Annotated in this window: 21 protein-coding genes and 3 pseudogenes; 17 read left to right on the plus strand and 7 right to left on the minus strand. The window is 55.1% G+C overall.

Annotated elements, in window-relative coordinates:
- Positions 1-58 precede the first annotated feature (58 nt).
- From urtC to ATI45_RS22885, 13 genes and pseudogenes are all read left to right on the plus strand, one after another.
- Complete coding sequence (gene urtC, locus ATI45_RS19865) at positions 59-1,183, plus strand: urea ABC transporter permease subunit UrtC (RefSeq protein WP_098421315.1); 1,125 nt, start codon at positions 59-61, stop codon at positions 1,181-1,183.
- The gene (gene urtD / locus ATI45_RS19870) at positions 1,180-2,004 is read left to right on the plus strand and encodes an urea ABC transporter ATP-binding protein UrtD (RefSeq protein ID WP_098421316.1); all 825 of its coding nucleotides are present in this window, start codon (positions 1,180-1,182) and stop codon (positions 2,002-2,004) included. The genes urtC and urtD overlap by 4 nt, the downstream gene beginning before the upstream one ends.
- 17 nt (positions 2,005-2,021) lie before the next feature.
- The gene (urtE, locus tag ATI45_RS19875) at positions 2,022-2,720 is read left to right on the plus strand and encodes an urea ABC transporter ATP-binding subunit UrtE (RefSeq protein WP_098421830.1); all 699 of its coding nucleotides are present in this window, start codon (positions 2,022-2,024) and stop codon (positions 2,718-2,720) included.
- On the plus strand, positions 2,717-3,661 hold the full coding sequence (locus ATI45_RS19880) for an urease accessory protein UreD (RefSeq protein WP_098421317.1): 945 nt from the start codon (positions 2,717-2,719) through the stop codon (positions 3,659-3,661). Before urtE ends, ATI45_RS19880 begins: the two co-directional genes overlap by 4 nt.
- Before the next feature lie 18 nt (positions 3,662-3,679).
- Positions 3,680-3,982, plus strand: coding sequence for an urease subunit gamma (ureA, locus tag ATI45_RS19885; RefSeq protein ID WP_007352270.1), 303 nt, complete (start codon positions 3,680-3,682; stop codon positions 3,980-3,982).
- A gap of 10 nt (positions 3,983-3,992) precedes the next feature.
- The gene (locus tag ATI45_RS19890; RefSeq protein ID WP_098421831.1) at positions 3,993-4,310 is read left to right on the plus strand and encodes an urease subunit beta; all 318 of its coding nucleotides are present in this window, start codon (positions 3,993-3,995) and stop codon (positions 4,308-4,310) included.
- The gene (ureC, locus tag ATI45_RS19895) at positions 4,307-6,010 is read left to right on the plus strand and encodes an urease subunit alpha (RefSeq protein ID WP_098421318.1); all 1,704 of its coding nucleotides are present in this window, start codon (positions 4,307-4,309) and stop codon (positions 6,008-6,010) included. Before ATI45_RS19890 ends, ureC begins: the two co-directional genes overlap by 4 nt.
- A gap of 35 nt (positions 6,011-6,045) precedes the next feature.
- Positions 6,046-6,507 (plus strand): urease accessory protein UreE, encoded by a 462-nt coding sequence (ureE, locus tag ATI45_RS19900; RefSeq protein WP_098421319.1) that lies wholly within the window; start codon positions 6,046-6,048, stop codon positions 6,505-6,507.
- 5 nt (positions 6,508-6,512) lie between these two features.
- On the plus strand, positions 6,513-7,208 hold the full coding sequence (locus tag ATI45_RS19905; protein ID WP_098421320.1) for an urease accessory protein UreF: 696 nt from the start codon (positions 6,513-6,515) through the stop codon (positions 7,206-7,208).
- A 52-nt stretch (positions 7,209-7,260) separates the two neighbouring features.
- Positions 7,261-7,899 carry an urease accessory protein UreG gene (gene ureG / locus ATI45_RS19910; RefSeq protein ID WP_098421321.1) on the plus strand — a complete coding sequence of 213 codons (639 nt, stop codon included), beginning with the start codon at positions 7,261-7,263 and terminating at the stop codon, positions 7,897-7,899.
- Between the two features lie 43 nt (positions 7,900-7,942).
- On the plus strand, positions 7,943-8,122 hold the full coding sequence (locus tag ATI45_RS19915) for a hypothetical protein (RefSeq protein WP_098421322.1): 180 nt from the start codon (positions 7,943-7,945) through the stop codon (positions 8,120-8,122).
- Positions 8,123-8,404: 282 nt separating this feature from the next.
- Positions 8,405-9,334: a 2-hydroxyacid dehydrogenase gene (locus ATI45_RS19920; RefSeq protein WP_098421323.1), complete on the plus strand. Its 930-nt coding sequence runs from the start codon at positions 8,405-8,407 to the stop codon at positions 9,332-9,334.
- A gap of 166 nt (positions 9,335-9,500) precedes the next feature.
- Positions 9,501-9,815 (plus strand): annotated as a pseudogene (locus ATI45_RS22885) (transposase).
- A 631-nt stretch (positions 9,816-10,446) separates the two neighbouring features.
- Here ATI45_RS22885 and istB read toward each other — a convergent pair.
- The 6 genes and pseudogenes from istB to istA form a co-directional block, all read right to left on the minus strand.
- Positions 10,447-11,202, minus strand: coding sequence for an IS21-like element helper ATPase IstB (istB, locus tag ATI45_RS19930; protein ID WP_007352135.1), 756 nt, complete (start codon positions 11,200-11,202; stop codon positions 10,447-10,449).
- 11 nt (positions 11,203-11,213) lie between these two features.
- Positions 11,214-12,122, minus strand: a pseudogene (locus ATI45_RS19935) (Mu transposase domain-containing protein); the annotation flags it as partial.
- An 87-nt stretch (positions 12,123-12,209) separates the two neighbouring features.
- On the minus strand, positions 12,210-13,226 hold the full coding sequence (locus ATI45_RS19940; protein WP_098418647.1) for a tyrosine-type recombinase/integrase: 1,017 nt from the start codon (positions 13,224-13,226) through the stop codon (positions 12,210-12,212).
- Entirely contained in the window at positions 13,223-14,212 is a 990-nt protein-coding gene (locus tag ATI45_RS19945; RefSeq protein ID WP_098418646.1) for a tyrosine-type recombinase/integrase, read from the minus strand. Before ATI45_RS19945 ends, ATI45_RS19940 begins: the two co-directional genes overlap by 4 nt.
- The gene (locus ATI45_RS19950; protein ID WP_098418645.1) at positions 14,209-15,471 is read right to left on the minus strand and encodes a site-specific integrase; all 1,263 of its coding nucleotides are present in this window, start codon (positions 15,469-15,471) and stop codon (positions 14,209-14,211) included. The genes ATI45_RS19945 and ATI45_RS19950 overlap by 4 nt, the downstream gene beginning before the upstream one ends.
- 165 nt (positions 15,472-15,636) lie before the next feature.
- Positions 15,637-16,275 (minus strand): annotated as a pseudogene (gene istA / locus ATI45_RS19955) (IS21 family transposase); the annotation flags it as partial.
- 277 nt (positions 16,276-16,552) lie between these two features.
- On the opposite strand from istA, the gene ATI45_RS19965 reads away from it, so the two are divergent.
- The 4 genes from ATI45_RS19965 to ATI45_RS19980 all read left to right on the plus strand — a co-directional run bounded on the left by ATI45_RS19965 (position 16,553) and on the right by ATI45_RS19980 (position 19,847).
- The gene (locus tag ATI45_RS19965; protein ID WP_218926162.1) at positions 16,553-17,146 is read left to right on the plus strand and encodes a DUF4145 domain-containing protein; all 594 of its coding nucleotides are present in this window, start codon (positions 16,553-16,555) and stop codon (positions 17,144-17,146) included.
- A gap of 89 nt (positions 17,147-17,235) precedes the next feature.
- Entirely contained in the window at positions 17,236-18,249 is a 1,014-nt protein-coding gene (locus tag ATI45_RS19970; protein WP_143751195.1) for a hypothetical protein, read from the plus strand.
- Between the two features lie 413 nt (positions 18,250-18,662).
- Positions 18,663-18,962, plus strand: a complete 300-nt coding sequence (locus tag ATI45_RS19975; RefSeq protein ID WP_098421833.1) for an antibiotic biosynthesis monooxygenase family protein — start codon at positions 18,663-18,665, stop codon at positions 18,960-18,962.
- Between the two features lie 84 nt (positions 18,963-19,046).
- Positions 19,047-19,847, plus strand: coding sequence for a TIGR02391 family protein (locus ATI45_RS19980; RefSeq protein WP_098421834.1), 801 nt, complete (start codon positions 19,047-19,049; stop codon positions 19,845-19,847).
- A gap of 227 nt (positions 19,848-20,074) precedes the next feature.
- Here the strand turns inward: ATI45_RS19980 and ATI45_RS19985 are convergent, their stop codons facing one another.
- Entirely contained in the window at positions 20,075-20,260 is a 186-nt protein-coding gene (locus ATI45_RS19985) for a hypothetical protein (protein ID WP_228736023.1), read from the minus strand.
- Positions 20,261-20,584: the final 324 nt, after the last annotated feature.

The following is a 20,584-nucleotide window of genomic DNA, read 5'->3' on the forward strand; positions in this document are numbered from 1 at the left end:
ACTGCGTGACACAAGTTTCTCGCAGTGAATCAAATAATCAGCCAGAAGGGACACCAGTATGTGGCTAACAAGACCTTTAGCTGAACGCTCCACCCGAACATTTCTGGGTGTTCTGTTCGCGGCGCTGGTGATCGTCACAGTGCTGCACGTTTTTACGCCGCAAGACAGCGCGCTGCATGTTAGTGCTTACACCGTCACCCTGCTGGGCAAGTATCTGTGTTACGCCTTGCTGGCCGTGGCTGTGGATTTGGTGTGGGGTTACCTGGGCATTCTGAGCTTGGGCCACGGCGCGTTTTTTGCCCTCGGCGGCTACGCCATGGGCATGTATCTGATGCGCCAGATTGGCGATCGCGGCACCTACGGCGACCCGGTTCTGCCGGATTTCATGGTGTTTCTGGATTGGCAGGAGTTGCCCTGGTACTGGCTGGGTTTCGACATGGCCTGGTTTGCCTTTGCAATGGTGCTGCTGGCGCCCGGCCTGTTGGCGCTGGTGTTCGGCTTTCTGGCGTTTCGGTCGCGGGTGACGGGTGTTTACCTGTCCATCATCACCCAGGCGCTGACTTTTGCGCTGATGTTGGCGTTCTTCCGCAACGAAATGGGCTTTGGCGGTGCCAACGGCCTGACCGATTTCCGCGACATTCTGGGCTTCAACCTGCGCACCGATGCCACTCGCCTGGGGCTGTTCCTGGCCACTGGTGTGGCGCTGGCGATTGGTTTTGTGATTTGCCGCGGCATTGTCACCAGCAAACTGGGCCGCGTGGCGGTGGCCTGCCGCGATGCCGAAGCGCGAACCCGCTTTCTGGGTTATCGGGTGGAACGGGTGCAGTTATTCGTATTCGTAATATCGGCCATGCTGGCGGGCGTAGCGGGCGCCTTGTATGTGCCCCAGGTGGGCATCATCAACCCCAGCGAATTCTCGCCGCTGTTTTCCATCGAAATTGTGGTTTGGGTGGCATTGGGTGGTCGCGCCACGCTTTACGGCGCGGTGATTGGTGCGGTGCTGGTGAACTACGCCAAAACCGTCCTTACCGGCGTGATGCCAGACGCCTGGCTGTTCGCCTTGGGCGGTTTGTTTGTTCTGGTTACGGTGTTTCTGCCCAAAGGCATTGCCGGGCTGGTGTTCAAGCCTAAGAAGGCTGCTGCTTCCGCCAACAAGTCCGACTCGCAGGAGGCCACTGTATGAGCTTTTTTCAGGAACTCGGCAATCGCGACAAGGTGTTCAACTTTCTGATTCCAGAGGAATCGCCGGTCGACGTTCGCCACGGGCCTATTCTGTACTTGGAAGATGTCAGCGTGAGCTTTGACGGCTTCAAGGCCATCAACAACCTGAGCCTGACCATCGACGACGGCGAGCTGCGCTGCATCATCGGCCCAAATGGCGCCGGTAAAACCACCATGATGGACATCATCACAGGTAAAACCCGCCCCGACACCGGCTCGGTGTGGTTTGGCAGCCGCCATAACCTGCTGACCAAAAGCGAACCTGAAATCGCCTCGCTGGGCATTGGTCGCAAATTCCAGAAGCCCACAGTGTTTGAAGCACTCACGGTGTTTGAAAATCTGGAATTGGCTATGGCGGCGGACAAACGCGTACTGCCTACGTTGACCGCGGTACTGAACGGCGAATGTTGTGACCGCATCAACGAAGTATTGGAACTGATTGGCCTGCGCAACCTGCGCGCTGCCCTGGCCGGCATTCTGTCCCACGGCCAGAAACAATGGCTGGAAATTGGCATGTTGCTGATGCAAAAACCGCGATTGTTGCTAGTAGATGAACCCGTGGCGGGCATGACCGAACAGGAAATGGAACGCACCGCCGAATTGCTCACCACGCTTGCCGGCAAACAGTCCGTTGTAGTGGTAGAACACGACATGGGCTTTGTGCGCTCCATTGCCCGCAAAGTTACCGTGTTGCACCAGGGCAGCGTGCTGGCGGAAGGCACCATGGACCAGGTGTCTAACCACCCGGACGTTATCAAGGTGTACTTGGGGGAGGAAGCCTGATGCCAGTTGAGAGCCTGATGCTGAAAATCCAGAAAATCGACCAGTATTACGGCGAAAGCCACACCCTTTGGGATCTCGAACTGGACGTGCCCGAGGGCCAGTGTACCTGCGTTATGGGCCGCAACGGCGTGGGTAAAACCACGCTGATGAAATGCATCATGGGCGAAGAAACCGTCAGCAGCGGTTCCATCACGTTCGCCCAGGAGGTCGAGCTTACCCAGAAAAAAATTGAAGACCGTTCTCGCCTCGGCATAGGCTACGTACCTCAGGGCCGGCAGATTTTCCCGCTGCTGACGGTGGAAGAAAACCTGCGTACCGGCCTGGCGGTGCGTAAAGACGGCAGCAAAAAAATCCCCGAGCGCGTGTACGAACTGTTTCCGGTGCTGGAAGAAATGCGCCACCGCCGCGGCGGCGATCTCTCTGGCGGCCAGCAACAGCAACTGGCCATTGGCCGGGCGTTGGTGATTGAACCCCGCCTGCTGATTCTGGACGAGCCGGGGGAGGGCATTCAGCCCAACATCGTTGCTCAGATTGGCGAGGTTATTCGCACGCTGATTAAAGAAGATGGCCTGACGGTGCTGCTGGTGGAGCAAAAACTGCCCTTCGCCCGCAAATACGCCGACCGCTTCGCCATCCTCGACCGCGGCCGCCGCGTAGCCGAAGGCGAAATCGCCGGTTTGACCAACGAACTCATTAAAAAGCACCTGACGGTATGACCGTACTTCAGCGCGTTGCGCCCGTTGACCAGCCTGTTCATCAGCCCAAAGCGCCCCTGCACTCGCCAGAACAGGATTCCGGCCACCGCTTCGATCCACAAAGGCGTTGGGCTGCGGCTCTGTCTTTGGGTTTTGACCTGCGCAGCGACGGGTCAGGCAACGCCATTACCCGATTAGCGCGGCGTAAACACCACGGCCCATTAAGAGTGCAGCGGCCGTTTTACCCGGAAGGCCGCAACGGCTGCTGTCATGTGTACCTGCTACACCCGCCGGGCGGGCTGGTCAGCGGTGACGAACTGCGTATTGATGCCACCGTGGAAAAAGGCGCGCACGTGCTGCTAACCACACCCGCTGCCGCCAAACTCTACAAAGCTGACAGCCATGGTGTGGCCTGGGGACAACACACCTGCTTGCACGTCGCCAGCAACGCCACACTCGAATACCTGCCGCAGGAAACCCTGGCGTTTGACGGCTCCCGGGGCGAACAAACCACCACCATCGAACTGCAAACCGGCGCCAAATGCCTGGGCTGGGAAATTCTCGCCCTTGGCCGCCCGGCCAGCCAGTTGCCGTTCGCATCCGGCCACCTGGAACAGCGTTTCCAACTGCGGATGGACGGCCAGCCGTTATGGCTGGAACGCCAAATCATGAGCCCGCAACACCGCCGCTTCAAAGGCCCCTGGGGCCAGGGCGGCGCAACCGTTCAGGCCACCTTGTGGGTGGTGGGTCTGGAACACGAAGCCGCCGCGATAGAAGCGCTGCGTGCCGCACTGCCGGCAAGTCCACGCTGGGCCGTTACTCGTCGCCGGGGCGTGGTGCTGTTGCGTTATCTGGGACAAGAAAGAAACGAAGCCTGGGCTTTATGCCAGCAAGCCTGGGAGTTATTGCGGCCCTTGCTGACCGGCAAAGCGGCGATAGTGCCGCGGATATGGCTGACCTGAGATTAGAGGAATAACAAAATGGAACTGACACCAAGAGACAAAGACAAGCTGCTGCTGTTCACGGCCGGCCTGTTGGCCGAACGCCGCAAAGCCAAAGGCCTGAAACTGAACTACCCCGAAGCCATCGCCCTGATCAGCACCGAAATTATGGAAGGCGCGCGGGAAGGCCGAACCGTTGCCGAGCTGATGAGCAGCGGCGCAGAAATTCTGACCCGCGACGACGTGATGGACGGCATCGCCGAGATGATTCCCGAAGTGCAGGTAGAAGCCACCTTCCCGGACGGCACCAAACTGGTGACTGTTCACAATCCCATTGTATGAGGGCCGCGCCATGATCCCCGGAGAGTACCAACTGAAAGACGGCGACATAGAACTCTGCGCCGGCCGCAAACGCATCACCGTCGACGTCGCCAACACCGGCGACCGCCCGATACAGATCGGCTCCCACTACCACTTCGCCGAAGCCAACCCGGCGCTGGAGTTTGACCGTCCCAAAGCAACAGGCTACCGGCTTGATGTCGCCGCAGGCACCGCCATTCGCTTCGAGCCTGGACAGTCACGAAAGGTCACCCTGATCCCGTTTGCCGGCAGTCGCAATATCTACGGTTTCCGCGGCGAAGTGATGGGAAATCTGGAGGCGAAGACATGAAAATCACAAGACAAGCCTACGCCGACATGTACGGCCCCACCACCGGCGACCGAGTCCGGCTGGGCGACACCGAGCTGTGGATAGAAGTGGAAAGCGACGCCACCCACTACGGCGACGAAGTAAAATTCGGCGGCGGCAAAGTCATCCGTGACGGCATGGGCCAAAGCCAGCGCGCCGACGACACCGTAATGGACACCGTCATCACCAACGCCCTGATTCTGGATTGGTGGGGCATCGTTAAAGCCGACGTTGGCCTACAAAACGGCCGTATCGCTGCCATCGGCAAAGCCGGCAACCCCGACACCCAGCCAGATGTCACCATCGTTATCGGCCCTGGCACTGAAATCATCGCCGGCGAAGGCAAAATCCTCACCGCTGGTGGCATCGACGCCCACATTCATTTCATCTGCCCCCAGCAGATTGAAGAAGCCCTGATGAGCGGCATTACCACCATGCTCGGTGGCGGCACCGGCCCGGCCACCGGCACCAACGCCACCACCTGCACACCCGGTGCCTGGCACATGGGCAAAATGCTGCAGGCTGTGGACAGCATGCCGATGAATATCGGCTTCCTTGGCAAAGGCAACGCCAGCCTGCCCGAAGCCCTGGAACTGCAAATAAAAGCCGGCGCCATCGGCCTGAAACTGCACGAAGACTGGGGCACCACCCCGGCCAGCATCGACAACTGCCTGACAGTGGCGGACAAATACGACGTGCAGGTGGCCATTCACACCGACACCCTGAACGAATCCGGCTTTGTGGAAGACACCCTGGCTGCTTTCAAAGAACGCTGCATTCACACCTACCACACCGAAGGTGCCGGTGGCGGCCACGCGCCAGACATCATCACCGCCTGTTCCAAACCCTACGTGCTGCCGTCATCCACCAACCCCACGCGGCCCTACACCGTGAACACCATCGACGAACACCTTGACATGCTGATGGTGTGCCACCACCTGGACCCGAACATCCCGGAAGACGTCGCCTTCGCCGATTCACGCATTCGGCGCGAGACCATCGCCGCGGAAGACATCCTGCACGACCTGGGCGTTATCTCGATGATCGCCTCTGATTCCCAGGCCATGGGCCGGGTGGGCGAAGTGGTGTGCCGCACCTGGCAAACCGCCCACAAAATGAAACAACAACGTGGCTTGCTGCCGCAAGATGAAAGCCTGGGTGCCGACAACTTTCGCGCCAAACGCTACATCGCCAAGTACACCATCAACCCCGCCATCACCCACGGCATCAGCCATGAAGTGGGCTCGGTGGAAGTGGGCAAGATGGCAGACCTGGTGCTGTGGAACCCGGCGTTTTTCGGCGTAAAGCCGGCCCTTATTGTGAAAGGCGGGATGATTGCAGCCGCGCCCATGGGTGACCCTAACGCCTCTATCCCCACGCCCCAGCCCGTGCACTACCGCCTGATGTTTGGCGCTTTCGGCAAAGCGGCCAGCGCCACGCGCCTGACGTTCGTCAGCCAGGCGGCGTTGGATGCCGGCGTTGGCAAAGCACTGGGCCTGGACAGCCCGCTGGCGGCCTGCAAGAACGTGCGGCAGGTGCGCAAAGCCGACATGAAACTGAACGACGCCTGCCCGCACATCACCGTAGACCCGCAAACCTACGAAGTGTACGCAGACGGCGAACTGCTCACCTGCGAGCCGGCCAGCGAATTGCCGCTGGCCCAGCGCTACCACTTGTTTTAAGGCGCCACTGTTTTAACGCGCAACCGGAGAATCCTATGCTGGAATTAACAGAGCGCATCCACAACATCGACAGCGCAGAAATTCACGACAATCTGATACTGCCTTACGAACTGCGTATGCGCGGTCGCCTGCGCGCCACCACCGAAACCAGCCTCGACGTAGGCCTGTTTCTGGACCGTGGCCCGGTACTGCGCGATGGCGACCTGCTGCAAGCCCGAACCGGCGAAGTTATCCGCATTCGCGCCGCCGATGAGCCAGTGGTAACCGCACGCATTGCCGCCGGACTGCCGCTGGCACGCCTGTGCTTCCACCTGGGTAACCGCCACGTGTCACTGGCCATTGGCGAAGACGAGCAGGGCGGCTGGATTCGCTTCCCGCCAGACCACGTACTGGAAGAACTGGCCGAGCACCTGGGCGCCACCCTGGTCCACCACAACGCCAAATTCGACCCCGAGCCGGGTGCTTATTCTTCGGCTGCGCACAGCCATGAGCACTGAAAACCATGCGCACTGACAGCCAACCAAGTGGGTCGAGCGACCTGGCACTACTGGGCCTGATGCAATTGGTCAGCCCCGCGCTGCCCATCGGCGCTTTTGCCTGGTCCCAGGGCCTGGAAAGTGCGTTTGAACTGGGCTGGGTGCAAACCGAAGCCGACTTACGCGAATGGCTGGAAGGTGTTCTTGAAGATGGCTTAAGCCGCTGCGAACTGCCCCTGTTGGCACGGCTGCAAACGGCCTGGGCAACGGAAGACGCAGAGGCCATTGCCCAGTGGAACACCTGGCTACAAGCGATCCGTGAAACCGCCGAACTGAGTGACGAAGACACCCGCCTGGGCGCCGCCTTGGTGACGTTGCTGCGCAGCCTGGGCCTGCTGCCGGGCGCGAACCTGATTCCAAACCAACCGGGTTACATCACCATGTTCGCCTGGGTAGCCCATTACCGACAGGTACCGCCACGCCAAACGCTCATTGGCTTTGCCTGGGCCTGGCTAGAAAACCAGCTGTCCGTCGCCTGCAAAGCGCTGCCCCTTGGCCACACCGCCGCCCAGCGCATCACCGAGCATATGCGCCCACTGCTGGTGACCGCCGTAGAGGCTGCCCTGCAAAGGGAAGACGAAGAACTCGGCCCCATTCTGCCGGGGCTGGCACTGGGCAGTGCGTTGCACGAAACACAGTATTCGAGACTTTTTAGAAGTTAACTTTTGCAGAAACTGACGTCTTCAAAAACGAATAGCGACCGAGGAAATAACCATGAAACATTGCTTGAGAATAGGCGTTGGCGGCCCGGTAGGCTCCGGCAAAACCGCATTGCTGCGCCAACTGTGCAACGCCCTGAAAGACCACTATGACATCGCCGTGGTCACCAACGACATCTACACAAGAGAAGACGCCGACTTCCTGCTGAAGCACGACGCCCTGCCGGCAGACCGCATACTGGGTGTTGAAACCGGCGGCTGCCCCCACACAGCCATACGCGAAGACGCCTCTATGAACCTGGCGGCCATCGACGACTTGCAAACTCGACACCCGAACCTGGAACTGGTGCTGGTGGAATCCGGTGGCGACAACCTATCGGCCACCTTTAGCCCGGAACTGTCTGACCTCACCCTGTACGTGATCGACGTATCCGCCGGCGACAAAATTCCCCGCAAAGGCGGCCCCGGCATCACCAAATCCGACCTGTTGATCATCAACAAAATCGACATCGCCGAATACGTGCACGCCTCGTTGGACATCATGGAGCGTGATTCCAAAATGATGCGCGGCGAACGGCCCTTTGTGTTTGCCAACCTTTATGATGGGGTGGGACTGGAGACCATTATCAGCTTCATTCTGGAAAGGGGAATGTTGCCAGAGCGCAGGCCGGAAAAGCTGGCTGAAACGGCCTGACCGAATACCTTTTGTTCTTTTGAATTAAAACGGAGAAATAGTCATGAAAAACATCAAACAAATGAGTATCAGTGCAGCGCTCCTGATGGCCTCTACGAACGCGCTGGCGCACTCCGGCCACGAAGCCATTGGCGACGTTCTGCATATTGAATACTTGGTTGCGGCAGTGATCGTCAGCGCGATAGCGTTCACGGCCTGGAAGAAGATTAAGCAACGTCGCTGAGAGTTAAGACGACGACCACAACGCTTCCTAACGTCCCCGCAAGAACTGCTGGCGGCAAACGCCAGCCCTTTCCCCGTACCCGTTTTGAATCGTGCGACTTCTGGATTATTGCAATAACCTGGACGTCGCGCGGTGCCGTGCGCTCACGTCATTTTTGAGCTAAGGTATTTTTTCGATATAGCTTGGCTGAACCTTTGCTCTGCATTCGTGGGTGACAATGAGGAAGTCGCGTTTTGGCGGCGATGAAGCGTTCAGTATGGTTACGGGAAAAAACAAAATAACATGACAATATCAATTATTTGTACCAATAAAGACCCTCAACCCTGGGTAGCCGCCCTAAGGGCCTTAGACTCTACTCTCGACGTTCAAATATGGCCAAACGAAAGCCGAAAAGCTGACGTTGAGTTTGCCTTGTGTTGGAATCATCCTGAAGGCGTTCTACAAGACTACCCAAATCTGCGATGCATCTGCTCTATGGGCGCAGGTATAGATCATTTACTGAATGATGAGTTTTTTCCAAAAGACCTACCGGTGATAAGAATTATAGACCCTCTATTAGCACAGTCTATGTATGAATATCTTCATACAGCCGTTATGTATTACTTCCGGGATTTTGACATATACAAAACCCAGCAATACCAATCGAACTGGAAACAACAGTCACCCAAAGCAATAGCCCATACGACCATCGGTGTAATGGGGCTGGGTAAGCTTGGAGAATATTCGGCGAGCAAGTTTTCTAATGTTGGATTTAATGTCATCGGTTGGTCCCGCACTCAGAAGACGATTACCGGAGTAAAGTCTTATGCAGGTGACAGGCAGCTAGGAGAGTTTCTTTCGCAAGTAGATATATTGATTTGCTTATTACCCCTGACAAACGAGACGCGTGGTATTCTTAACCTTGAAAACTTTAATAAACTGCCTTTTGGGGCTTGCTTGGTCAATGTAGCAAGGGGCGAACACTTGATAGATGAAGATCTGATAACAGCACTAAATGAAGGTCAGCTGAGAGCAGCGTGCCTTGATGTTTTTAGAGAAGAGCCATTATCTCAGATGCATCCATTTTGGCAGAATAAAAAAATACTCCTGACCCCTCACTGCTCAAGCATTACAGACCCTAACTCAGTCGCACCTCAAATTTTGAAAAACTATCGACTGATGAAAAGTGGTCGGGCCCTAATGAATCAAGTAGACGCTTTTCGAGGTTATTAAACGGTTGGATTTAATCATATCCACAAAGGACAGGCACAATAGGCAGGTATAGTGTATCCCCGGGAGATTAAGTGGTGTGAAGAGCGCCTGTCTCTGGTGTTTTCCCCAGGCCAAAAACCACTACCTGTTCCCGGTACGGGCCTTATTCCGACGTTTTTGAGAGCGAATGGTGTCGTTGCTAAGAGCGGCGGTGAACGCAGGCGAACTGCACCGGGTGACCCGCAACGGTGAGATTGATGGTGTGCTCGACGGCCTGATGCAACACGATTGGGTGGTTCACACCCGACACTGCCTGAACCAGGTTGAGAGCGTGGTCGATTATCTGGCTCGCTACACTCACCGAATCGCCTTCCATTATAAGGATTATCGGGATCATTCCCGATTGAAGACCTAAGGGCTGGATGGCCAGGAGTTCGTACGGCGATTCCTGATGCATATCCTGCCGAAGGACTTTATGCGAATTCGCCATTTGGCTACCTGAGCAACTGCACTCGACGCCGCAAACTGGCGGTTATCCGGCACTGCTTATCGCAGCCGCCCAAACCAGAAGCGACCCTGGAGAGCCCGGCGTCTCAGCGATGCTGGCCGTGTCTTCTTTGTGACAGCGGTGTGGTTCGGATGACTCGTCAGATCCCACGATTTAGACCAGCAGTGATCCCAACGGGCTAACCCATCCCCGCCCGGTTCGGTACGAGGAAAACAGCCGTTCTAAAGGAGCTGGGCGTTTCTGCGGGCCAACGCTGGAAAAAGGGGTATACGAGGGGTAATCTAAGGGTAATCACAACAAGGAACCGCCTCATGAAGGATCGAATGAGACCAAAACCCGCCGACATAGCTTCGTACCTGGCCCCAGATATACCGTTCCGGTCCGGCCTTCAAATTACTTTATCCTTAAGCATCGTTCGATAGCTGCGGCGTTGGCGGCTTAGTCCAACAGACATCTAAAGGTCATGCTGCGCACGACCATTAAATGCTTAGGTGTTATATTTGAAAGGAGGTTCGCTTGGGTGCGTAAACCGCTGAAGGTTGCCACCCATTCCATCTGAAGCCTGCCACCCGGACCGGCGCAAGGCTGCCACCCATCGGAGCGTAGCGACGCGGGGGTTTCATTGTTACTCCGAAGCCGTGGTGCCCGTCAACTTTGCTTGTCGTTTTCGCATGGATTCACCCCTGAGGTTGATCTTGTAGGCGTTGTGAACCAGCCGATCCAGAATCGCATCCGCCAGAGTGGCGTCACCGATGACGTCATGCCATTCCTCGATAGGGAGTTGGCTGGTGGCGATGGTGGAACGACGGCCATACCGGTCTTCCAGCACTTCCAGCAAGTCTCTTCGGTTCTCTGCGCTCAGTTTCATGAGCCCCCAATCGTCCAGGATCAGCACATCGACTTTGGCGAGGTTGGTCAGGAGTTTGGGGTACTGGCCGTCTCCTTTGGCGATGGTCAGTTCTCGTAGCAGCCGGGTCAGGCGAACGTACTGGGCGGTGTAGCCCTCCCGGCAGGCTTTGTGCGCCAAGGCACAGGCCAGCCAGGTTTTGCCAACACCGGTGGGACCGGTGATGAGCACATTCAGGTGTTCCTTCACCCATTGGCAGCTTGCCAGGGATTGGATCAGTCCTTTATCCAGCCCCCGTGAGTTCCGGTAATCCAGGTCTTCGAGAACGGCGGTGTGTCGCAGTCCAGCCCGGCGCAGCCGGCTGGTCAGGCGTCGGTTATCTCGTTCGGTCATCTCCCGGTCAACCAGCAGTCCAAGGCGTTCCTCGAAGCTCAGTTCCGTGATGTCAGTCGTGGCCGACTGATCAGCCAGTGCGGCGGCCATGCCGGTCAATTTGAGGGCATGGAGTTTGTCCAGAGTCGGATGTTTCAGCATGTCAGGTTCCCTCAGTGGTAGTAGGTTGGGCCGCGGATATTATCGTGGGTATCGGGTAAGGCCAGCTCTTGCTGTTCCTCCAGGGGCTTCTGGTCCAGGCGGTGTTTGAGAATGGATTCAATGCTTTTGTAGCGGCAACTACCCAGCATCAGGGCCCGCCGGCAGGCGGCTTCCAGTCGTGCCTCGCCGTAGCTCTTGCCCAGCCGGAGAATGCCCAGGCAGGAGCGGTAAGCCTGCTGCGGGTGTTTGCGGGCACCCAGTGCGGTGCGGATGAGCTTTTCCGTCGCGGGCCCGGTCTTGGCCGCCCAGGCGATGAGCCGTTCCGGTGACCACTCACCCGCCTGCCGATGGGATTCGGGCATATGGGCGGAGATGGTGGTATGCCGCCCCTTCTGATCAGAGCGGCGGTGGCTGGCGATCCGGTTGCCCCGGTAAAAACACTCGATGATGTTGTGGGTGATTCGGACCTCCACCTCCTTCTTGATCAGGGTGTAGGGTACCGAGTAGTAATGCCCGTCAACGGCTATGTGGTAGTCGATATTCACTCGGGCCTTCTTCCATTCCGCGTAGACATAACGCTCAGCTGGCAGGGGTTGTAGGGCGGGTTTGTCCAGCTGTTCGAAGTGGTCACGCCGGCAGCCGGGCAGCTTTCGGAAGGGGCGGCGATTGAGCTTTTCCAGCAGCTCACGGAGGGTTGCATTGAGCTGCCCGAGCGAGAAGTGCTGACGGTGGCGCAGCGCCGCCAGAATCCAGCGTTCGACGATCAACACACCGCCTTCTACCTTGGCTTTATCTCGGGGCTTTCGGACCCTCGTAGGGACTACGGCCACGCCGTAATGGGCGGCCATGTCCTGGTAGGTCGGATTGAGGTCAGGTTCGTAGCGGTGAGCTTTGGTCACACCGGATTTTAGGTTATCGGGGTTATGTTCCCAACTCCGTTATGTGCCGTTCACTGCGGAAGGCCTTGAAAGCACGGGGCGGAGCCCGTGCGAAGGGGCACATAACGATCACAGAGATTCGAGCCACTGCAGTAGCTCCGGATTGGTACGCCATACGGGCTTTCGGGGGGACGCCGCCGGAGAGTCCCAAGCAGGCTCGCAGGTGCGCACCGCATCCACCTTCATTCGGAGGGTGATTTCGGCGTATCTGTTGGTGGTCTCCAAACTGACGTGGCCAAGCCAGGCGCGGATGACATTCACCTCGACACCCGCCTCAAGCAAATGCACAGCCGTTGTGTGGCGCAAAACATGTGGCGAGATGTGCCGCACCGTGCCATCTGCGCCTTTTTTCACGACCTTGGCGGTATGACGCCTCACCACCTTGTAGATACCAAATCTGGTCAGCGGCGCACCGTTACGGGCCAAGAAGACGGCGTCCTCGGATTGGCGCCGTCGCCGATTATGCTCCAGCAAGCTCTGTAGCAGATTCGCCGTCTGCGTCCATAAAGGACAGGTACGCCATTTATCACCTTTACCATGCAGCCGCACTCGGGCTTCAGTGCCGAGGTCCAGATGCGTTGCGCGCAGATCCGCCGCCTCTTGTACCCGTGCCCCGGTATTGTAAAGGAAGCGAAGCAAGGCCTGGTCGCGCAGGGCCTGCGGGTGACCGGTGGGCAAGGCCGCGAACAGAGAATCGATCTCGTCGCGTTCGAGATACAGAGTCTCGCCTGGTGGTGAGCGTTTGACAGGGATGGAGCCAACTCGTTGAGCCTCCCCGAGCACACAGGGCTCACGATCGGCAAGATACTCGAAGAAGGTGTGCAGCGCCGCAAGACGCTGGTTGCGAGTCCGGACCCCATTACCACGTTGTTGTTCAAGGTTCTGCAGAAAATAACGCACCCGCTCACTGGTGAGATCAGCCAGTTCCAAACGGGTGATTCTGCAGCGCTTATCCTTTGCGATGAACTGGAGGAACAGGCGCAGACTTTCCTTGTAACTTCGGATACTGGCCGGACGCAGTCCCCGTTGGCACTTAAGGTGATCTTCCACGAAGGCAAAGAGCAAGCGCCCTAATTGATCGTTCATGATAGATCCTCCTCATCATGGGGAGTGGCGAAACGCTCAAAGCGCCGGTTTGCCTCCTGGAGTAACGCATCGGTGATGGTCAGATACCAAGCCGTCGATGCCGGGTCGGCATGCCCCATGAAGGTGGACAGGTGAAAAAGCCGTTGATTGGGATCCACGCCGGTGCGATACCAGCGCAGCAGGATTGCGACCGCGAACGAATGACGCAGACAATGCAGGTGGGGTTGGCGTACGCCGGGTGGCACGGACAGATTGAGCTCCGGCATCAAGTGGTGGAAGGTCTGACTGACCGTCTCTGTGCGCATCGGCTTGCGCACAGAAGTAGTGCTGAAAGAAAATACCGGATCCTCCGGTTGCCAGGCTCCGTACCGCCCAATGCCCAGTTGCAAATAGCCGGCAATCCGTTGCGTCATGAGCGGACCGAAGGGAACCAAACGCGTTTTGCCAAACTTGCTCTTGTCGATTATCAAAAGGTTGCGCTGGGAATCGACGTCGCAGTATCGAAGACGCACAATCTCGCCGACACGCAGGCCCAAACCGTACATCAACGAGAAGATCAGTGGGTAAACAACACCGCGGCCGGTTGCGCGTGGGTTGTCCGGAAGTTCTGATGCCAGCGCCAGAAGCCATTTTATCTGAGTCGGTTCAAACAGGAAGGGTTTAAGCTGGCAAGTGACCCGCCGAGGATGAGCCCGAACTGGGGAGTACGTCAGCCGCTCCTGAGCCACCTGCCAGGCAAAAAAGCAGCGGAGCACACCCAAAAGGTGATTGTAGCTGCGCGGGCGAGTGCGTGGCCGCGAAGCGAGAAAAGCCTCGATCAACGCCGGTTGCACTACCGCCGCATCGCTCACTCGTTCATCGATCAGGAACCGATCGAATAATCGCAAGGCCCGCTCTTCAGTATCGAATTTACGGCCAAGCGCTCGCTTGTAACTCAAGTAGGCAGAAAAATCCTTGCCCAGTGCACTGCAGAATGAGGCGTTCATGGCAGCAGCTCCTCGTGATCCAGCGCCACCGTGCGCAGAGTTTCCACATCCACCTTGGAATAGATACGGGTTGAGCTGGGGGATGCATGACCGACGTAATCGCCGATGACTTTGAGGTTGAACTCGGCATCGACCAGTCGCTGCACGCAAGTGTGTCGCAACGTGTGGGAACCCGGGCGACGAACATGAATACCCGCCTTGCGCAGGTATTGTGTCGCCTGGTTGGCCACGGTAACCGCCGTCACAGGTCGGATAGGTGCCACAACCCGGAAGAATAACCTACGCTCCTCCGTGTGTGGGCGCGCATTTTTTAAATAGTCGAGGATCGCTTCACCGACTACCGAAGAGAGAGGGTAGGCTGTGGTGTGGCCCGCCTTGCGCTGAGGCACCAACAGGCGTTCTCGCTTCCAGTCGATATGATCCAACGTCAATCCGGCCACCTCATGGCCGCGCAGTCCATAAGTGACGAGCAACAGCAGAATCGCGTAGTCACGCTTGCCAAGGGCACTGCGTCGATCAACAACATCGAGCATGCGCCGGACCTCGTCCCAGGAGATCGAGCGAGGAAGATCGGCCAACTGATACCGGCGCGGGGACTCAACGGTAGCGCCGAGATCGCGGTTGATCAGCCGCTCGCGGTACAAGTAACGCAGGAAGACCCGCAAGGAACTGCACAGCCCCGTCATGGAATGCTGGCTCAGGCGGCGCCCGCTCTCCACTATAAACGCGCTGAGTACAACTGGCGTGAGCTCGGACAACTGCAACAGATTGATCCGTGTCAGGTAGGCTTCCAGGTTACGCAGATAATGGCCGTAGTGCCGGAGGGACTTCTCACGCAGGCCCCGTTCATCACGCAGGTAAGCAAAGAAACTCGGCGCCTGATCCAGGAAGGGATCTTGACGGGTACGTCTACGGCCTCCGCCACGGAAATCGGGCAATATCAGGCAGAGCAATTGCTCGATCGGTGTTCGGGCTTCATTGGCCACCCACTGCTCTGCCTGGTATGCATTCTTGGCATGAATCTTTATCCAGTATTGGACATAGGACTCGACATGAGTTGGCAGCTCACTCCACTGAGTGGCTCCGTGATTACGAGCAAACTCACCAAACTGCCTCAGGATCGGGACTCGTCGCAAAACTGTCCGGGAGCGATACCCATTTCCAGCTAACCACTCGACATACTGCTCAATCGGTCCTCCGATCCAGGAAGCGCGAATCGCATCAATGGTATCGGGCTTAACGAAGTAATGTTCTAACATGACAATCTCCTTTCTACCGTGGTGGTAAGAAGATCATGCGCCAGAACGGAGCCTTTCGTTATGTGCCCGTTAGAAAGGGCGCCCCCTGTGATTTAGAGGCCTTCTGCGGGGAACGGAACATAACGGAGTTGGGAACATAACCCCGATTATGTGCCCGGGCACATAATCGGGGATTACCAGTTCAGGCACTCCCATGAGGAATTCGAAGACCCGGATGTGGGAGCCAATCCAGTCCGGCAGCTTCTGGCTCCAGGTGGCTTCGGCGTAGGTGTAATTGGAAGCGCCCATAACCGCCACAAAGATCTGCGCCTCGTGGACCTCTCCGGTGGTGCGGTCAATGACGGGCACGGTCTGGCCGGCGTAGTCCACAAACAGCTTCTCACCCGCTCTATGGTCCTGGCGCATCACCAGGTCCAACTTGCCCTGCCAGGCCCGGTAGCGCTCGCAGAACCAGCTGTACTGATACCCCTCTGGGTTTGCCTGCCGGTACTCCTGCCAGAGCAGGAACAGAGTGACGTATTTACCCTTCAGTTCATCGTGAATCTGCTTCCAGTCCGGTATGCCCCGAACCTGAGCCGGCAAGTCTGGAGGGGGCGGGAACAACAGCTGCTCCAGCTGAGCCTCACCCAGATCCTCCGGCAATGGCCAGTTCAGACCGGCTTCGGCCAAACGCCGAAGATACTCGCTTACCGTGGGGCGGCTGACGCCGCAGGCCGCCGCAATCTGTCGATTACTTAGCCCTCGCTCCCATTTCAGGCGAAGGACTTCTTTGATCTTACGCATGGATAACCTCTTTGCTGGCATCTGATCTTCTCCGGATGAAAAGACTCAGAGTACCGTTAAGTTATCCCGCGCCGGACGGTTTTGATGGGGCGAACCAGGCAACCTGCCGGGGTGGCAGCTTTGCCGTGGAATCAGTGGCAGCTTTCGCGTGGAATGGGTGGCAGGCTTCGTCTGGAATCAGTGGCAACCTTGGTCTGGAATACGCAGCTTGGGCATTGCTATCGAGAAGGGAAAGCACTCTGGGGAAGTAATAAATTCAACTTGTGGCAGGTGCAGACAATCAACACGGCATCAAATTTTGTCGGATGTTGATTTATCTGGGCGCGAAGAAGCTGACGATGAGTTCATCTTTGGTTGGGATGATTCGTATCAAATCATTCAGTGTCAGGGCTGCGAATCTATAATCTTCCGAAAAACTCACATAAATTCTGAAGATATAGGTTATGTCGAAGGCAAGGATGGTTGGGAACCTGAGTATTTGAAAAGGGAGGAGCTTTATCCGAACCCCGAAAAGAACCGCGTTGGCCTTAGCGATGATCATTTACTCCCCGAGAGCCTAAATAGAATTTACTCAGAAACTTTGGGTGCCTTGAATATCGGCAGTCCGGTGCTCACTGGTATTGGGATTCGAGCAATAATTGAAACAGTTTGTAAAGACAAGAAAGCTTCCGGTCGAACCCTTAATAATCAAATAAACGATTTGGTCGGCCAGGGCGTATTAACACAAGAAGGTGCGGATATCCTGCATAAACTGCGAGTCTTAGGGAATGCAGCGGCTCATGAGGTGAAGCCTCATTCAAACGCTCACTTAGGTCTGGCATTTGATGTGGTCGACCATCTGCTTCAGGGTGTCTATATCTTGCCACATCATGCAAAGCAGAAGTTCAAATAATATAACAAGTCACGGAAGGCGGACGCGTTAGACGCGCCGCTTCGTTCAGCGTTATGGCCTTAAAGTTAAAGCACGAGGAATTTACTGAAATGAGTAAGACATTAATAACTAAAAATGAAGTGTCAAGTGAGTCGGGATCGTTATCCATTGAGGTAAATTCTGAGCGATTAAAGCATATCTTCTACATGTTGCACGGGGAAACGACCACAAGATCTAGGCCTTTTAAAGGGGCAATACAGGTATCAAAAAGCGATGTAATAATTTTGGTAAATGATATCCGCGAACAATTAAAGCTTGCTCATGTTCGAGATTCTACCATCCTTATTGGTATTGGGTTTGAAAAGGATTTTGTAGAAAAGCCTTTTTCAGATTTCGAATCTTATGCATGGAATGAGCCCGATAAAACAAAAGAATTGACGATCAAGATAAATTTCTTGTACGAGGACTTTGATTCAGGGAATCCATTAAAGCACTCTGTCTTTATAAGAATTGCTAAGGGTATAAAACCAGGGAATTTACTTCAGTTAATGGCTTCAAATGAATCAGACGAGCTAGACAATATTGAAAATTTAATGTGCCCTGTCTTTTGTCGAACAGATCATGTTAATGACAAGCTTAGCAAAGATATTATGAGAGTCGTTGAAGATTGGCATTCGGGGCAGAAGCAACCCAAACTTCTTTCTGGTGGGTATGAGTTTTTAAAGAAACACAAAATCCAAGTCGCAAGAACTGTCCACTACTCATACTCCGCTGCTGCTGTATTTATTTTGACTTACTTTGCTTTTACTATCCCTGAAATATTGGAAGAAAAGCTTGTTCTGCCTGCTTTTGTCTCATTAATTATTTTTTCAAAACTTATTTTGTCCATACTAATGAATGTTGGTGGATTAAAAGCTCAGAAAGTCTTTAAAAAGCTTTCCGGTATCTCTGGTGAAGATGTGATATTTGATGTAACAAAAGGTGATGATAAAAAGCAGTCCGACACAGTCAATAAGAATACTGAGTTATTTAAGGACTCAAAATCAATTTTTCTTTGGACAAATGGGCAGGCTATTGTTGCAAGTTTGATAGCTGCGGGTTTATTGGAGTGGCTTAAACCATAACAAAGCGCTGTTTCGGACTGGTTTTCCGCTGCGCTTCAAGCCAGCCGAAAAGCTCGGCGGTGATTTGCAACCCAGTTGTCCAAATAGCTGCGTTTAAGCAGCCTGTTTATTGCGCTCAATTTCCTGCAATTTTCCAGGGTTGAGCGATACGGCTCCGGCGACTTCCCAGTTTCGAGTATCACCAGACCAACGCCTGGGATTGAGGCTCTTTGCTCGTTCATAAACCGCTTCACGTTTGGCTAAGGGCTGGTGCCGGGGTCAGGTCTTGTGTTTTGCCCCTGCCTTGTCTTTTCGTTGTAATCGTCTCAGTCTGCATTATTCTCGCGTAAGCGAGTTTGTTCGAGAGGCAAAACGCAAGACCTGACCCCGAGGAACTTTATAAGCGAGTTTGTTCGAGAGGCAAAACGCAAGACCTGACCCCGAGGAACTTCTTCGCAGTAATTTTCAGCTCAACTCGCACTGAAGGCGATCATGGCTACGGTGTAATGGCTGACAGAATGCTGGAGCTGGCAGCACAACAAGATGGGTTTCTTGGTATAGAGTCAGCCCGTGAGGATGTCGGTATTACTGTCTCGTACTGGGCCAGCGAGGAATCCATCAAAAGTTGGAAGAAAAACACTGAGTATCTTGAAGCCCAGCGCCTCGGTCATAAAGCCTGGTACTCTGAATTCAAAGTTCGAGTAGCAAAAGTTGAGCGGGCTTATGGCATCTAACCATTAGCTCCAGTTCGTTCCGGGCCTGCGGCCCTCCACCGGACGCGCTTACGCGTGTTTATTTCAGCGTTAGTCGGTAAAGTTATGGATCATATACCTCTATTCAACGCTCAACAGTTGGAAGCTGCATGTAGGGTGCTGGCGGATACCGAGCGTGGCCTTACGGGGACAGAAATCGGATATCTGCTTCAAGACTGCAAGGCTCTCGACACATCTCCGGAGATGACCAAATGGAAGCGTCTGTTCAATGCTTTGGTGGCAACTCAAAATAAGCACCAGGTTGGCAACCATCTGATCATGTTCATAAACCGGGCGCTGAATCCCGTCAGCTACGCCCGAAACAAAGAAGCCTTCGAATGGCGACGCTCTGAACTGAATGTCGTCTTGGCATTTACTGGATTTGGAGTGCGCGAGGACGGAAAAGTAATCCGGACGGCAAAAGAAACTACGATTACTGGAGCCAGAGCAAGGGCTAATGCACTAAGGGCTAAACTAGAAGATCGCGGAGCCCATACAAAGGTCTTCGAGTACTGTCGAGCAGAGCTGCTTGATGAAAATTACTTTCATGCTGTGTTGGAAGCAGTTAAAGGTGTGGCCGAACGGATTCGTGAAATTTCAGGTCTGACCAGTGATGGCGCTGATTTATTCAATGAAGCTTTTTCGACAAAGAAGCCGATTTTGGCGGTAAACAGCCTTTCCACCGACACAGAAATTAGCGAACAGAAAGGCCTTACAAGCATGCTTGTAGGATTGTTCGGAGCTGTGCGCAACCCAACTGCACACGCACCAAAAGTCCGGTGGCCAATGGCAGAGCAGGACGCTTTGGATATTTTTTCCTTTGTTTCGTTCATCCACAGAAAACTAGATAGCACGATCAGAATATAGGCGTCGCTGCATGCCTGTGACTAACCAGGGGAAAACCGGGACAGATTTATTTTTTTCTTTGATCGCTGCCGCTATTGGAAATCAGGATCCGCGCCTTCTTAGAGACAGGGATAAGGCCTGTGAGGTTTATCGGGAGCTGAAAGGTCAATGATATTAGGTCCCGAAGTTAAAACCGGAACAAGCTCCTTCCGGGGTTCCTGGTCAGGTCGTCGAGTGTTAGCGCTCCTTTAATCGGGCAACCCGGAACGCTTCTCTGGTGTCATTTCCTTTTCCCACTCGGCTTCGTCGCCCGGCGCTGGCAGAAACCGGCCAAACTCGATCATCTGAGTAGCTGGAATGTCCTGCAGATAAATCCAGACGTCCTCAGCCGTTATGCCCGTGATGTGCACCACCTTTTCAAGCATCTGGCTCATCAGGGCCTGCTCATCAAAACTGGGACAGATCTATTTTTGGGGCCTTCCTGATCGTTCGGCGGTGATTTGATTCGGCACCATCCCTTTCTCTATTTTGGTTAAGATAGGCTGCCAGCGCACACAATGGATTTTGTGTATCAGAAGCAAGGAGACGCTGATGCCAAGACAGGCTAGGGTGATCAGAAAAATAGATCTGTCCTGGTTTTTCTGGTTTTCACTCTGTTATGAAGCTGCCCTCAACCACTTGAAGATTTCAGAGCGAATTTCCTGAAAAAACTTACTTCCCACTGTCCAGTGACAGCAGCCTGGAATTTCCACCAATAA

This window comes from Marinobacter sp. LV10MA510-1 (genome assembly GCF_002563885.1).
Classification (GTDB): domain Bacteria; phylum Pseudomonadota; class Gammaproteobacteria; order Pseudomonadales; family Oleiphilaceae; genus Marinobacter.

What these genes read in the sequence shown, in the direction of transcription:
- ATI45_RS19950 (WP_098418645.1), bottom strand. Translation starts at nt 15,471, where the DNA reads ATGTTAGAACATTACTTCGTTAAGCCCGATACCATTGATGCGATTCGC.
- ATI45_RS19890 (WP_098421831.1), top strand. Translation starts at nt 3,993, where the DNA reads ATGATCCCCGGAGAGTACCAACTGAAAGACGGCGACATAGAACTCTGC.
- ATI45_RS19940 (WP_098418647.1), bottom strand. Translation starts at nt 13,226, where the DNA reads ATGAACGATCAATTAGGGCGCTTGCTCTTTGCCTTCGTGGAAGATCAC.
- ATI45_RS19945 (WP_098418646.1), bottom strand. Translation starts at nt 14,212, where the DNA reads ATGAACGCCTCATTCTGCAGTGCACTGGGCAAGGATTTTTCTGCCTAC.
- ureC (WP_098421318.1), top strand. Translation starts at nt 4,307, where the DNA reads ATGAAAATCACAAGACAAGCCTACGCCGACATGTACGGCCCCACCACC.
- ATI45_RS19980 (WP_098421834.1), top strand. Translation starts at nt 19,047, where the DNA reads ATGGATCATATACCTCTATTCAACGCTCAACAGTTGGAAGCTGCATGT.
- ATI45_RS19970 (WP_143751195.1), top strand. Translation starts at nt 17,236, where the DNA reads ATGAGTAAGACATTAATAACTAAAAATGAAGTGTCAAGTGAGTCGGGA.
- ureE (WP_098421319.1), top strand. Translation starts at nt 6,046, where the DNA reads ATGCTGGAATTAACAGAGCGCATCCACAACATCGACAGCGCAGAAATT.
- istB (WP_007352135.1), bottom strand. Translation starts at nt 11,202, where the DNA reads ATGCTGAAACATCCGACTCTGGACAAACTCCATGCCCTCAAATTGACC.
- ATI45_RS19920 (WP_098421323.1), top strand. Translation starts at nt 8,405, where the DNA reads ATGACAATATCAATTATTTGTACCAATAAAGACCCTCAACCCTGGGTA.
- ureG (WP_098421321.1), top strand. Translation starts at nt 7,261, where the DNA reads ATGAAACATTGCTTGAGAATAGGCGTTGGCGGCCCGGTAGGCTCCGGC.
- urtC (WP_098421315.1), top strand. Translation starts at nt 59, where the DNA reads ATGTGGCTAACAAGACCTTTAGCTGAACGCTCCACCCGAACATTTCTG.
- ATI45_RS19905 (WP_098421320.1), top strand. Translation starts at nt 6,513, where the DNA reads ATGCGCACTGACAGCCAACCAAGTGGGTCGAGCGACCTGGCACTACTG.
- ATI45_RS19915 (WP_098421322.1), top strand. Translation starts at nt 7,943, where the DNA reads ATGAAAAACATCAAACAAATGAGTATCAGTGCAGCGCTCCTGATGGCC.
- ATI45_RS19880 (WP_098421317.1), top strand. Translation starts at nt 2,717, where the DNA reads ATGACCGTACTTCAGCGCGTTGCGCCCGTTGACCAGCCTGTTCATCAG.
- ureA (WP_007352270.1), top strand. Translation starts at nt 3,680, where the DNA reads ATGGAACTGACACCAAGAGACAAAGACAAGCTGCTGCTGTTCACGGCC.
- ATI45_RS19985 (WP_228736023.1), bottom strand. Translation starts at nt 20,260, where the DNA reads ATGAGCCAGATGCTTGAAAAGGTGGTGCACATCACGGGCATAACGGCT.
- urtE (WP_098421830.1), top strand. Translation starts at nt 2,022, where the DNA reads ATGCTGAAAATCCAGAAAATCGACCAGTATTACGGCGAAAGCCACACC.
- urtD (WP_098421316.1), top strand. Translation starts at nt 1,180, where the DNA reads ATGAGCTTTTTTCAGGAACTCGGCAATCGCGACAAGGTGTTCAACTTT.